The sequence below is a fragment of the Glycomyces tarimensis genome (assembly GCF_054776215.1).
Genome location: NZ_BAAHCB010000005.1, coordinates 659,791 through 672,520, shown reverse-complemented (window position 1 = coordinate 672,520; position 12,730 = coordinate 659,791). Strand labels below are relative to the sequence as shown.

Genomic DNA, 12,730 nt, shown 5'->3' with positions numbered 1-12,730 from the left:
CGGGGGGCCGATCTCATTATGTCGGCGCCCGGCAACCTCCGGCAAATCCCGGACGGCTCGTCATGCCCGATGAAGCCATTCGAGAAGGTCCGCCGGCGCGAGCTCCGCCGCTCGCGACCGGTAGGCGTCCAGCTCGGCCTCGGACAGGACCTCGTCGGCCGCCCCCGACGATCCTCTCCTGAAGAACGCGTCCTTGCTCTTCATGACGCCGGCCGGATCGGGCGCCAGCGTCGCCGCTCTCGATCGCATCTCGGCGAAGGTCGCGGCATTGACCAATCGAGGCCATGTCCGCGGTGCCACGTCGATCCCCAGCCACTCGGCGATCCTCCGCATCTCGCCGTCGAGATCGGCCGAGAGGTCGGCGTAGTGGACGAGCAGCACGTTCGGCTCGTCCCGGCGCGCCCACGCGTCGGAGAGGTGCCACATCACGCCCGGCAGCGAGTCGAGTGACTCGCGCGGCTCCTTGGTCGAGCCGATCCAGTCGACCAGCCAGTCGTGCAGTGACGGCCTCGGGCCCGCGGGCGCGGCCGATTCGGGGACGCCGGTGAGTTCGCGGATGCGGTCGCGGTCGAGGTTCTTCTTCTGGTGGTACAGGGAGACCGCGGCGTCCAGCGGGTGCCTCGCGACCACGATGTAACGAGCGCGCGGGTCGATCGGAATGCCGTCGAGCGGCGTGTGCGTCTTGATGAACCGGCGGTGCTCCTGCGCTTCCAGCTGGGCGAACACCTCCTCCTTCGGTGCGATCGTCCAGTCCAGCCACGGCGAGAGCGCGGGCAGCGGCTCCGGCGGTTCGGGCGTTTGGAAGACCAGCAGCGCGCAGATCATCTGCATCCACGTCGTGCCGCTCTTGGATCGGGTGCTGATCACGATGTCGCCCGAACGGATCGGAAAGCCGAGCCAGCGTCCGCTGTCTTCGTCATGGAAAACGTATCGGTGCGGAATCTGCGGCATTGCGGGAGTCTACGAGGCCGCCGACCGTGCCGACCAGCGCCGTACGGTCCGGGTCTTGGAACCGGACAACGCTGTCCCTACGATGGAGGCGACAACCGAACTACCGGAGGAGTGCGATACCCGTGGCTCTCAATTCGAACATGGTGCCGCTCGGCACGCCCGCGCCGGACTTCACCCTGCCGGACCTCGACGGCAACGAGCGTTCACTCGCCGACTTCGACGCGCCCGCCCTCTTGATCGCGTTCGCCTGCAACCACTGCCCCTATGTCCGTCACATCGAGCAGACCTTCGGGTCCTTCACCTCCGGCCAAGCCGACCTCGACGTGGTCGCCGTCTGCGCCAACGACGCCGAGAACTACCCCGATGACGGCCCCGCCGGCCTGGCCGAGCAGGCCGCGCGCGCCGGCTGGGCGTTCCCGTACCTGATCGACGAGTCGCAGGAGGTCGCGCGCGCCTACAAGGCCGTCTGCACGCCCGACTTCTTCCTGTACGGGCCCGACCGCAAGCTCGCCTACCGCGGCGCCTTCGACGGTTCGACGCCCGGCAACGGCGTGCCCGTCAACGGCGAGTACCTCGCCGCGGCGGTCGAGTCGGTCCGCAAGGGCGAGCCGGTCCCCGAGCCGCACTACCCGGCCACCGGGTGCGGCATCAAATGGCGGGAATAGCCCGCAGCGTCAGCGAGGTGCGCCCGTCGCGCCCGAGGGGGATGCGGAGCTTGACGCCTTCGGCGGCGTCGGTGCCGGACAGGTGCGTGTAGTCCTCTCCCGGGTGATAGGCGGGCGCTCCGTCGGCGTCCGTCCCGGCGCCGGTGGCGGTGATCGCGATGGCGCCCGCGCCGCACCGGTACTCGCACGCGTCGCCGGCGAGTTCGAAGGCGCCCGGTGCGGCGCCGGCGCGCACGCCGGTGAGTTCGCCGCCGGGCCGGAACGTCAATTCGAGGCGTTGCCGCACCTTGGCCGGGGTCGCCTCGCAGTCGAGGTGGACGACGTCGCCCGATATGCGGATGCGGAGCCGCGTGGTGAGCGCGACTTCGGTGGCGGGGCGGTTGGCGAAGTCCATCGAGGCCGAGAAGCGGCCGTCGTCCGCCAGCTCGTAGCGGCCGTCGCGGCGGCGGTGCTCGACGGGCAGCGGGCCGTAATAGGACGCGGCGACGCGCTCGCAGAGCACGAAGGTGCCCTCGTCCTCTTCGTGCAGGCCGTCCGCGCGGAACGGGCCGAGGCCGAAGAAGTCGCGCGACAATCGCACCGCGTCGAGGACGGCAGTCCCGGCGGCGACGCGCAGGAACGTCGGATTGCTGGCCAGGCCGGAGCGGATCCGGCCGTGCTCGGCGTAGTCGGAGCCGCCGAAGACACTGGCGTAGCGGTCGCCGTCGCGGACGACCGCGAGACCCGAAGAGGGGAAGACCGCTCGCACCGGCTTCCTCGGCGCGGCGGGCGGCAGCGGTGACGCGAGCGCGGGTTCCAGCAGGATCTCGGCGAGCGCTCCGGCGGGGTCGGCGAGCGGGCGCTCCAGGGTCTCCTCCACCACACCGGCGAAATCGCCACGGTCGCTCGCGATGGCGAAGCGGCGGAACTGCATGAGGAACGCGTCGACGCGGACGACGCCCCGCTGGTCCTGGCGTCGGGAATGGACGGTCTCGACCGTGCCGTCGGGCAGCGTCGTCGCCATGACCGCCTCGAGGTTGCGGACCACGTGATCCAGCAGTTCGGGACGTTCGAGTTCGAGGCCGATCGCGGTCAGGGACGGGTTGGAGACGTGGGCCGCGTAGTTGGCGCTGCGTTCGGAGTACATGCCGTCCTCGGCGATGTCCACGCCCTCGGCCAGCCACTGCTCGATCCGCTCGACGAGCCGCGGATCGGGCCAGTGGCGGTGCAGGCGGGCCAGCGCCGCGCACAGCTCCCATCGGTGGTTCGGGGTGTGCACGCCGCCGCGCAGGAGCGGCTCCCGAGTGGACAGGGCGATCTGTTCGAGCGCCCTCGCGGCGGACTCGGCGAGCGCCGGAGCCGGAAACCGCTGGAGGAGCGCGTAGGCGTCGCACAGGTCGTTGACGGTGAACGCGGTGTCCGGCGGTGAGGCGAGGTTCTCGCCGTCGAACAGGCCTTCCTGGCCCTGCATGGCGGCGAGGTGCTCGATGAGCCGGAGCGATGCGCGAGCCGCCGCCTCGGAGCCTCCGAACGCCGAACGCCGGTGGACGCAGCAGGCGATGAGGGCCTTGGCGCCCGCCATCACCGCCCGGTGGTGGACCGTCGCGGTCAGCAGCTCGTCGATGCCGTCCAGGACGCGCCGGGCGCGTTCGTCCGCGCCGGCCGTCACCAGGGCGATGAAGGGTTCGTCCATGTCAGTCCTTGAGGCCCGCGTTGAGGTCTTCGTTCATGACGTACCGCTGGAAGACGATGAACAGGAGCACCAGCGGCAGGATCGACATCGCCGAGGCGGCCAGCAGCAGCGGCCAGTCGATGTTCTCGGCGCCCACGATGCTGCGCAGCGCGATCTGGAGCGTGAACCTCCGTTCGTCGCCGACGACGATGAGCGGCCAGATGTAGTCGTTCCAGCGCCACTGGAAGGAGAAGATCGCCAAAGTCATGATGATCGGCCTCGACATCGGCAGCATGATCCGGAAGAAGATCCCCCACTCGCGCGCGCCGTCGATCCGGGCGGCCTCGATGATGTCGTCCGGAATGGACACGAAGAACTGCCGGAACATGAACACGCCGGTGGCCGTCAGGATCGAGGGGACGACGAGCCCGGCGAGGGTGTTGTACATGCCGAGCTCGCGGATCACCACGAACGTCGGCGACAGGATCACCTCGGTGGGCAGCATGGTGGTGGCGAGGATGCACACGAAGAACACCTTCACCCACCAGTAGCCGTACTTCGCGAGGGCGTAGCCGGTCATGGCGCTCGCGATCACGGTCAGGATCGTGGTCGTCACCGCCACCGCGAGGGTGTTGGAGAAGTACAGGTAGAAGTCGAACCGGTCCCACGCCTGCTCGAAGCCGGCGGTCGTCGGGCTCTCGGGGAGGATCGTCAGCGGGTACCGGAACAGCTCCGAGCCCGGTTTGAAGGCGCTCAGCAGGAACCAGACCAGCGGGAAGGCGTACACCGCGGCGAGCGCCCACATGAAGGTGGACATCGGGATGACGCTGGTCATCTCGCGCGCCTTGCGCGTCTGGGTCTTGCGTGTCTGGGCCTTGCGGGCCTGGGGACGGGTCATGACGGTGCTCATGCGGCTCGCCTCCGGTTGACCCACATCTGGAGCAGGGCGATGGACAGCAGGATGACCAGCAGGATCATGGAGACGGCGCTGGCGTAGCCGACCTTCGCCTGGGCGAAGCCGGTCTCGTAGATGTACTGGATGAGGAAGGTGTTCGACGTGCCTGGTCCGCCGCCGTTGAGGGCCTGGACCATCGCGAACTCCTTCATGGCGCCCAGCGAGGAGAGCAGGACGACCAGGAAGGAGGTCGGCGCGATCGAGGGCAGGGTGATGTGCCGGAACCGCTGCCACCCGTTCGCGCCGTCGATCTCGGCCGCCTCGTAGTACGAGCGCGGGACGTTCTTGAGCGCGGCGATGAAGATGAGCATGTTGAACGCGGTCCCGCCCCAGGTCGCGGCCATGACGACGACCATGAGCGCGAGGTCGGGGTCGGTCTGCCAGGCCAAGGGGTCGGCTCCGAGCCGGGTGACGACGTAGTTGACGAACCCGAAGCTCTCGCCGAACATCCACCGCCAGATGACGCCGGCGACGATGGGCGAGATGAGCCACGGGAAGAAGAAGATGATCTTGGCCGCGGCCCTGCCCTTGGTGTAGTTGGAGACCAGGAGCGCGGCGATGGTCAAGGACATCACGTACATCAGCGGGACGCTGAGCGCGGCGAACAGGAGGGTGCGGGTCAGGGCCTGGTAGAACGTGGGGTCGCCGAAGAGGTTGCGGTAGTTCTCCAGGCCGATGAACTCGTAGGTCCCGATGCCGGTGTAGTCGGTGAACGAGTAGATCAGGCCCAGGCTGCCCGGCCAGACGAAGAAGACGCCGAACAGGACGACGTTGACGCCGGCCAGCGCCAGCGGTGCCGAGCGGTAGCTGACGCGCCGCGGGGCCGCACCGCGCCGTCGCTTCGGCGCGGTGCGGTTCTCGTTCTCGATCGTTGTGGCCGCCAAGGCTTACCCGCAGTTGCCGGATTGCTCGTCGAGGGCGGCGATGATGTTCTCGATCGTCGTGGGGACGTCCTGCTCGTCGTTGGCGAGCTTGACGGCCTCGTCGCGGATGGGGTCGCCTTCGGCGGCGGCGTCGGTCGCGCCGGAGTAGACGATCTCGAGCTGCGAGGTGATCTGGTAGCCGGAGATCGGGTCGGAGGCGGCGACCTCCTCGTTGTACAGGTCGAAGCTCGCCTGGAAGTCGCCGTAGTCGATGTCGAGGCCCTCGATCACGGGCAGGAAGCCGGAGATCTCGGAGATCTCGGCGTAGTTCTCGGGGGTGTAGAGCCAGTTGACGAAGTCGTAGGCCTGTTGGGCCTTCTCGCCGTCGAAGACGACCATGAGGCCGCCGCCGAGGTTGGTGGCGCGGCGTTCCTGGGCGGGCATGGGGACCGAGGCCCATGCGAAGTCGGCGATGTTCTCGGTAAAGTCGGCGACCTGCCAGGAGCCGGAGTAGTAGGCCGCGACCTGGCCGCTCTTGAACAGGGCGTTCGGGTCGTCGCCCGAGACCCAGACCGAGCGGGGCATGATGTCGTCGTCGTTGATGTCGGCGAAGAACTCCAGGGCGGTTGCGGCCTGGTCGTCGGTCGCCCAGGCGCAGTCGTCGCCTCGGACGAAGCCGTCGCTGCCGAACTGGTACATCAAAGAGCGCAGGCGGTGCGAGGACGCGTCCATCACCAGGCCGTAGCGCGCTCCAGTGCCGGCCTTGACGTCGCGGAGGGCGGCGATGAACTCCTCCCACGTCCAGATGTCGTCGGGGGTCGTGGGGTAGGCGACGCCGGCGGAGTCGAACAGGCTCTTGTTGATGAACAGGCCGACGGCGGTGAGGTCGGTGGGGATGGTCGGGATCTCGCCGTCGGTGTTCTCCACCAGCAGGTTGTCCATGACGCCGTGCTCGGAGGCGATGCCGGAGAGGTCGCGGAGCCGGTCCATCCAGATCGCGTCGACCGAGCTGACGCGGGCGAGGTCGGGCAGGCCGTCGGCCTGGGCGGCGTTGCGCAGCCGGGTGGTGAAGTCGTCGTAGGGGACGTCGTCGATCGCGATCGCGACGCCGGTCTCCTGTTCGTACTTGTCGGCCATCGCCTGGAAGCCGCCGCCCTGGTTGGCGTCGCCGGACAGCCAGAACCGGAGCGTGTCGTCGCCGCCCTCGCCGCCGCCGCCGACGAAGCCGCAGGAACTCAGCGCCGTCGCCGCGGGAACCGACGCACCGAGGGCCATCATGAGTCTTCTCTTCATTGAGGTCTCTTTTCAGGGGGATGGAAGGACCGGGAGCGCGCACGGCACACCGGGTCGCACCGCCGAACCGCAGCTCGGGAGCTTGATCACGACTAGCGCGCGCTAGTCGTATGTTTCTATCAGTGCGCCCCGCGCATTGTCAAGCGTGTGCTCGTCGCGCGAGGGCAGTGTTACCGAGTGGCGTCGCTCCCCGTGCGCGGCCGCACCGAAGGGGCTATGAGCGCCAAAGATCGGTGAGGGCGATCTCCAGCTCGCCGAGCATGCTGCGCAGCAGCGGCATCGACAGCCCGATGACCGTCCCGGGGTCGCCCTCGATCCGGTCGATGAAGGCCGAGCCGTAGCCGTCGAGCGTGAACGAGCCGGCCACGTGCAGCGGTTCGCCGGTGGCGACGTACGCCGCGATCTCCGCGTCGGAGACCTCCGCGAAGTGCACGACCGTGCCCGAGGCCCGCACGATCCTGCGGTCGGCGCCCGGGTCGATCAGGCAGTGGCCGGTGTAGAGCGTGCCCGAGCGGCCGCGCATCCGCTTCCAGCGCGAGCGCGCCTCCTCGGCGCCGTCGGGCTTGCCGAGGATCTCGTTGTCGAAGTGCAGCACCGAGTCGCAGCCCAGGACGAGCGTCCCCGGGCTGACCAGCTCCAGCACCGCGGACGCCTTCAGCTCGGCGAGCGTGCTCGCCAGCTCGGCCGGGTCGTGGCCCCTCACCTGGCTCTCGTCGACGCCGGAGACGACGACCTCGGGCGTGATGCCGGCGGCGGTCAGCAGCGCGCGGCGGGCCGGAGAGGCCGAGGCCAGCACGAAGGTGCGAGGGCCGCCATGAGCCGAGTTCGGGGGTGCGGGCGGGGTGGCGGGTGGGCGACTCACCGGTCCAGGCCCCGTCGCGCCGGCACGGCGGTGTCGCGCCACGACCGGCGCACCCGCAGCCTCAGGCCCGGGTCGGCCCACGAGGCCCTCCGTTGACGGCCGGCGGTCTCGGACTCCTCCTCCTCGCGCGGCAGCGCGGTGACGAGGCCGACGATCGCGGCCAGCTCCTCATCCGTGGGATTCCCACGGAGCACCTTGAGCTCCAAGCTCATCCGGCTCACTCCTCGATGTCGAATTCGCGGTGGACCCTCTCCCAGAAACCGTCGCGGACCCAGATCCGGGCTTCGGGGTGGTCGCGTAGAGAGTAACCGAGTTCCTTCTCGGCCTCCACCAGAAGTTCCTTGTCGATGACCGTCGGCAGCTGGGGGCCCGGCAGTAGATCGGCGATGTTGTCGGCGCCGCGGGTCAGCAGCCATTTGTGGCCGACGTACTCCCCCACGGAGCGAACCGTCTCGGGGTCGAGCTTCTCGCCCGTCTGGGTGGTGCGCACGAATTTCGGCCGCGCCGATTCGGCCTGCGCGAGGGCCTCGGCCGCGTTCATCGTCACCGCGACCGATTGGCGCTGCCCGAAGACCGCGGCCGGACTGGGCACCTCCGGCTCCGGTTCGGCCATCGGAGCGCCCACCATGCCGCGGGTGGCCGCCGCGGCGGTCCCGCTCTTGGCGAAATAGGGCTTGAGCTCCTCGGCGTCGATGGTCTCGACCGTGTCCGACTCCCAGACCAGCCGCTCGGCTTGATTGGTGCCGTACGGCGGCTCCACCCCCCACAGGTGTATCCGGACGCCGTAGGCCTGGGCGACCTCGACCGCCGGCACCATGTCCTCGTCACCGGCGAGCAGGATCGCGTCGTGGATGGCGCGGTGGCGGGCCAAGAGCTCCAGGTCGGAGCGGATCTGCGCGTCGACGCCCTTCTGCTGCCCGCGCGAGTTGAGATTGCCGAGCCGGACCTTGACGAACTCCATGTTGGCGATCACCCGCTGATCGACCGTGGGCACCCGGTCGCGGGCGGCGTCGAACCAGTACAGTCGCAGCAGCTCGCCGTCGGGGAGGTGGCGGGCGGCGCGCTCCATGAGCGTGCCGATGAGCTTCTCGGCGTCGACCCGGTAATCCCTGCGGCTGGTGGCGTCCAAGAGCAGTTCGGCCGCCGCCGCGTAGAGGTAGCCGACGTCGATCAATATGGCAAACCGCCTGGTCAAATGCCCAGGCAGCATCCCTACGGTCTGTGTCATGGCCCACTCCCAATCTCTGTCGGGACGAAATGTCCCGCTTCCCCCGGCTCTATAAGACCGTACCCGGATCGGGCTCCTGAGATGGGAGTGGTGGGGCGGACCCCGCGTGCCGTGAGATCCGCCCGGGCGCCTACAGCGGGATGTTCCCGTGCTTCTTCGCGGGCAGCTCGTCGCGCTTGGAGGCGGTCATGCGCAGGGCCCTGACCAGCTGCGCGCGGGTCTCGCGCGGCTGGATGACCGCGTCGATGTAGCCGAGCTCGGCGGCGACGTACGGGTTGTTCAGCTTCTCCTCGTAGTCGGCCATGAGCTCGGCGCGCCGACTCTGCTCGTCGTCGGCCTTGGCCAGCTCGCGCCGGTAGAGGATGTTGACCGCGCCCTGCGAGCCCATCACCGCGATCTCGGCGGTCGGCCACGCCAGGTTGATGTCCGCCCCGACGTGCTTGGAGCCCATGACGCAGTAGGCGCCGCCGTAGTTCTTGCGGCAGATGACCGTCAGCTTCGGGACGGTGGCCTCGGCGTAGGCGTAGATGAGCTTCGCGCCGCGCCGGATGATCCCGTCGTGCTCTTGCGAGGTGCCCGGCAGGAAGCCCGGGACGTCGACGAACGTGATCACCGGGATGTTGAACGCGTCGCAGAAGCGGATGAACCGCGCGGCCTTCTCCGAGGCGTCGATGTCGAGCGTCCCGGCGAAGTGCATCGGCTGGTTCGCGACGATGCCCACCGGGCGGCCGTCGAGGCGGCCGAAGCCGACGATGATGTTCTTCGCGAACAGCTCCTGCGTCTCCAGGAACTCCCCGTCGTCGAGGACGGCCTCGAGGATCTTGTGCATGTCGTAGGGCTGGTTCGCCGAATCCGGGATGACGGTGTCCAGCTCGACGTCGGTCGCGGTCAAGTCGAGCTCGAAGTCCTTCGACTCGTACACCGGCGGCTCGTCGAGGTTGTTCGACGGGAAGTACGACAGCAGATGCTTGACGTACTCGAGCGCGTCGTCCTCGTCGCCGGCCAGGTAGTGGGCGTTGCCCGCGACGGCGTTGTGCGTGCGGCCGCCGCCGAGCTCCTCCATGCCGACGTCCTCGCCGGTGACGGCGCGGACCACGTCCGGCCCGGTGATGAACATGTGGCTGGTCTGGTCGACCATGACGGTGAAGTCGGTGATCGCCGGCGAGTAGACCGCGCCGCCCGCGCACGGGCCCATGATGAGGGAGATCTGCGGGATGACCCCCGAGGCGCGCACGTTGCGGAAGAAGATGTCGCCGTAGCCGCCGAGGCTGGCCACGCCCTCCTGGATCCGGGCACCGCCCGAGTCGGAGATGCCGATGATCGGGCGGCCGGTGCGCAGCGCCAGATCCTGGATCTTGGTGATCTTCTCCCCCGAGACCTGGCCGAGCGAGCCGCCGAGGACGGTGAAGTCCTGCGCGAACACGCACACCTCGCGGCCCTCGATGGTGCCGTAGCCGGTCACGACGCCGTCGCCGTAGGGCCGGTTGGCCTCCATGCCGAAGTTCGTCGAGCGGTGCCTGGCGAGCGCGTCGAGTTCGACGAACGACCCCTCGTCGAGCAGCGCCTCCAGGCGCTCGCGTGCGGTGCGCTTGCCTTTCTCATGCTGCTTCTCGATGGCGCGGGGATTGCCGGTGGCCGCCTCGTCGCGACGCTCTTGGAGGTCGGCGAGCTTCCCGGCCGTCGTGTGGATGTCGATGTCGGTCACGCTTCGGATCGTATCCGCCCCGATGATCGCTACGCTGGTCGCGTGAGCACACCGACGAGAACGCCACTGGACGCCCGCGAGCTCAGGTCCAGGTTGTCGGAGAAGTCCGACTTCTGGACCGAGATCAGTGTGATGGAGGTCACTGGCTCGACGAACGCCGACCTGGCGGCGATCGCCCGGCGCGGCGGCGAGCAGGGCCGGGTCCTCATCGCCGAACAGCAGACGCACGGCAAGGGCCGCATGGGACGCCAGTGGGTGTGCCCGGTGGGCGCGGGCCTGATGATGTCGGTGCTGCTGCGGCCCGAACGCCCCAAGGACGAATGGGGCACGCTCAGCATCGCCGCCGCCGTCGCCCTGGAGGAGACGCTCCGCGCCGTCGCCGGAGTCGCCGCGAGGCTGAAGTGGCCCAACGACGTCCTCGTCGACGGGCGCAAGGTCTGCGGCATCCTCGCCGCCGTCGAGGGCAACGCGGTCGTGCTCGGACTGGGGCTCAACGTCTCGCTCACCGAAGCGGAGCTGCCGTTGCCCGAGGCCACCTCGCTGCTGCTCGCCGGGGCCTCGACGCTCGACCGGGAGGCGCTCGGCGCCGACTTCCTCGCCCACTTCGCGGCCGTCTACGAGACGTGGGAGGCGGAGGGGCCGGCGCATGTGATCGCGCGCTGGCGCGATTATTCGGCGACCCTCGGACGTACCGTTGAGGTATCTTTCCCGAACGGCCGCAAGGTGGCGGGGATCGCGGCCGACATCGCCGACGACGGCAGGCTCATCGTACGGCGGCAGGACGAGGAGGGACGCGAGGAGGCGCTGACGGTCGCCGCGGGCGACATCGTCCACCTTCGAAGGAGCGATTGAGAGGTGGCGGATTGACCGACGACGGACGAGACGGACCCGACGAGCGCGCCACCGGGCTCGGCGGCGACGCCGAACGGCTCTACCGGCTCCTGCTGTCCACATCCGACGCCTCGGTCACGCAGCTCGCCTCCGAGAGCGGGCTCGCCGCTGACGCGGTGCGCGACACGCTCGCCGAGCTCGTCGACGCCGGCTTCGCCACCATGATCGCCGATGCCCGATACCGCGCCGTCGCCCCCGACATCGTGCTCGGCGGCCGTATCGCCTTGCAGCTCAACACCGTCCGAACCGGATACGAAACGCTGCGCGAACTGCTGGAGATCCACCGCACCGGCCCGGGCCGGGGCGGGCGCGACGGCCGGGCGCGCTGGGAGCAGGTCACCGGCGCCGTCGCCATCTCCTCGCGCCTGTCCCAACTCCGCGAGACCGCCGAGCGCACCATCCGGACCTTCGTCAAACCGCCCCTCCTCATGCCGCTTCCCGACATCGAGGACCATCGGGAGCTCCAGGAGCGGGGCGTGTGCCACCGCCTCCTGTTCGACCGATCGGTGCTCGACACCGCGCCCGAGGCCGACTACCTGAAGCGGTCCGTCGAGTGGGGCGACGAGATCCGCTTCGCCAAGCGGCTGCCGCTCAAGCTCGTCATCGTCGACGACCGCACCACCGTCATCGAGGGCCCCGACGAGGGCCGTCCGCGGGCCATCGTCACGGCGAACAAGTCGATCGCGCGGCTCGCGCTCGCGCTGTTCGAGCAGCTCTGGGAAGACGCCATCCCCGCGCCGGTGGCCGAACGGGACGGCGCCGCCGACATCGACGGGGACGACGCGCTCCTGCTGAGCCTGCTCATCGCCGGCCTCACCGACCAGTCGATCGCCTCGAAGCTCGGCATCGGGCTGCGCACCGTCCAGCGGCGCGTGCGCGACCTGATGGACCTCGCCGACGTCGACACCCGCATCCAGTTGGGATGGCACGCCGCCAAGAACGGCTGGGTGTCCTAACAGGGCCGCTCGGGGACCTGAGCTCGGTCGAATCTGGCGGGCCCGAGCGCGGACGTGGTGTTGTACTGTGCAGGTGAAACGATTACCGCCCATTCACGGCGAAGCTGGCGAGCCGTCAGTTCGCACAGCCCAGCGCTCACTCCTGGAGGTCCTTCAGTGGGGTATCCCGACGATCAACTTGCCCGCGGCGAAGTGGTCCAGCTCCATACTCGCCCACACTGGAAGGAGGCCGTCGGGCCCGTCCTCTGGTTCGTCGTCTTCCTGCTCATCGGCGCGATCGCCATCTACTACACGGCCCAGACCGACTGGGCGATCAAGATGTGGCTCATTCTCGCCGAGGTCGTCGTCACGGTCGGCCTGCTCGTGTGGCTGTCGGTCATCCCGTGGATCGCCTGGCAGACCACCCACTACGTCATCACCGACCAGCGTGTCATGTGGCGGACCGGGATGATCACGCGCGAAAGCCGCCACATCCCGCTTGCCCGCGTCAACACCGTCTCGTACACGCAGTCGATCTCCGAGCGCATCTTCGGCTACGGCGACCTGAAGATCGACTCGGCGACCGACGACGGCGAGATCGAACTCATCGACGTGCCGAAGGTCGACAAGGTCAAGGCCGTGATCTACCAGCTCGCCGAGGACGACCGCAGTCGCCGCGCGGGGGCCTCCGGCGACGGCACCTGATCCGTGAACCGACAGCGGGGCCCGGC

General features: G+C 69.1%; 13 protein-coding genes. 4 read left to right on the top strand and 9 right to left on the bottom strand.

Going from position 1 to position 12,730, the window contains the following annotated elements:
* Positions 1-60: 60 nt before the first annotated feature.
* Positions 61-951: a sulfotransferase domain-containing protein gene (locus ACYVK3_RS08575; RefSeq protein WP_460496857.1), complete on the bottom strand. Its 891-nt coding sequence runs from the start codon at positions 949-951 to the stop codon at positions 61-63.
* 122 nt (positions 952-1,073) lie between these two features.
* On the opposite strand from ACYVK3_RS08575, the gene ACYVK3_RS08570 reads away from it, so the two are divergent.
* Positions 1,074-1,616 carry a thioredoxin family protein gene (locus ACYVK3_RS08570; protein ID WP_460496856.1) on the top strand — a complete coding sequence of 181 codons (543 nt, stop codon included), beginning with the start codon at positions 1,074-1,076 and terminating at the stop codon, positions 1,614-1,616.
* On the opposite strand, the gene ACYVK3_RS08565 is transcribed toward ACYVK3_RS08570, so the two are convergent.
* The 8 genes from ACYVK3_RS08565 to ACYVK3_RS08530 form a co-directional block, all read right to left on the bottom strand.
* The gene (locus ACYVK3_RS08565; RefSeq protein ID WP_460496855.1) at positions 1,600-3,288 is read right to left on the bottom strand and encodes a hypothetical protein; all 1,689 of its coding nucleotides are present in this window, start codon (positions 3,286-3,288) and stop codon (positions 1,600-1,602) included. The genes ACYVK3_RS08570 and ACYVK3_RS08565 overlap by 17 nt on opposite strands.
* A 1-nt stretch (position 3,289) precedes the next feature.
* Complete coding sequence (locus ACYVK3_RS08560; protein ID WP_460496854.1) at positions 3,290-4,177, bottom strand: carbohydrate ABC transporter permease; 888 nt, start codon at positions 4,175-4,177, stop codon at positions 3,290-3,292.
* Positions 4,174-5,091: a carbohydrate ABC transporter permease gene (locus ACYVK3_RS08555; protein WP_460496988.1), complete on the bottom strand. Its 918-nt coding sequence runs from the start codon at positions 5,089-5,091 to the stop codon at positions 4,174-4,176. The genes ACYVK3_RS08560 and ACYVK3_RS08555 overlap by 4 nt, the downstream gene beginning before the upstream one ends.
* Positions 5,092-5,109: 18 nt before the next feature.
* Positions 5,110-6,378 (bottom strand): ABC transporter substrate-binding protein, encoded by a 1,269-nt coding sequence (locus tag ACYVK3_RS08550; protein WP_460496853.1) that lies wholly within the window; start codon positions 6,376-6,378, stop codon positions 5,110-5,112.
* 214 nt (positions 6,379-6,592) lie between these two features.
* Positions 6,593-7,240: a Maf family protein gene (locus ACYVK3_RS08545; protein ID WP_460496852.1), complete on the bottom strand. Its 648-nt coding sequence runs from the start codon at positions 7,238-7,240 to the stop codon at positions 6,593-6,595.
* Positions 7,237-7,452 (bottom strand): acyl-CoA carboxylase subunit epsilon, encoded by a 216-nt coding sequence (locus ACYVK3_RS08540; RefSeq protein ID WP_460496851.1) that lies wholly within the window; start codon positions 7,450-7,452, stop codon positions 7,237-7,239. The genes ACYVK3_RS08545 and ACYVK3_RS08540 overlap by 4 nt, the downstream gene beginning before the upstream one ends.
* Positions 7,453-7,457: 5 nt before the next feature.
* On the bottom strand, positions 7,458-8,468 hold the full coding sequence (locus ACYVK3_RS08535; protein WP_460496850.1) for an NYN domain-containing protein: 1,011 nt from the start codon (positions 8,466-8,468) through the stop codon (positions 7,458-7,460).
* 130 nt (positions 8,469-8,598) lie between these two features.
* The gene (locus ACYVK3_RS08530) at positions 8,599-10,173 is read right to left on the bottom strand and encodes an acyl-CoA carboxylase subunit beta (protein ID WP_460496849.1); all 1,575 of its coding nucleotides are present in this window, start codon (positions 10,171-10,173) and stop codon (positions 8,599-8,601) included.
* A gap of 42 nt (positions 10,174-10,215) precedes the next feature.
* Here ACYVK3_RS08530 and ACYVK3_RS08525 point away from each other — a divergent pair, with 42 nt between their 5' ends.
* The 3 genes from ACYVK3_RS08525 (at position 10,216) to ACYVK3_RS08515 (ending at position 12,704) form a co-directional block, all read left to right on the top strand.
* Positions 10,216-11,025 (top strand): biotin--[acetyl-CoA-carboxylase] ligase, encoded by an 810-nt coding sequence (locus ACYVK3_RS08525; RefSeq protein WP_460496848.1) that lies wholly within the window; start codon positions 10,216-10,218, stop codon positions 11,023-11,025.
* Between the two features lie 11 nt (positions 11,026-11,036).
* Positions 11,037-12,020, top strand: coding sequence for a TrmB family transcriptional regulator (locus ACYVK3_RS08520; RefSeq protein ID WP_460496847.1), 984 nt, complete (start codon positions 11,037-11,039; stop codon positions 12,018-12,020).
* Positions 12,021-12,176: 156 nt separating this feature from the next.
* Positions 12,177-12,704 carry a YdbT family protein gene (locus ACYVK3_RS08515; protein ID WP_460496846.1) on the top strand — a complete coding sequence of 176 codons (528 nt, stop codon included), beginning with the start codon at positions 12,177-12,179 and terminating at the stop codon, positions 12,702-12,704.
* The last annotated feature ends 26 nt before the right edge of the window (positions 12,705-12,730 follow it).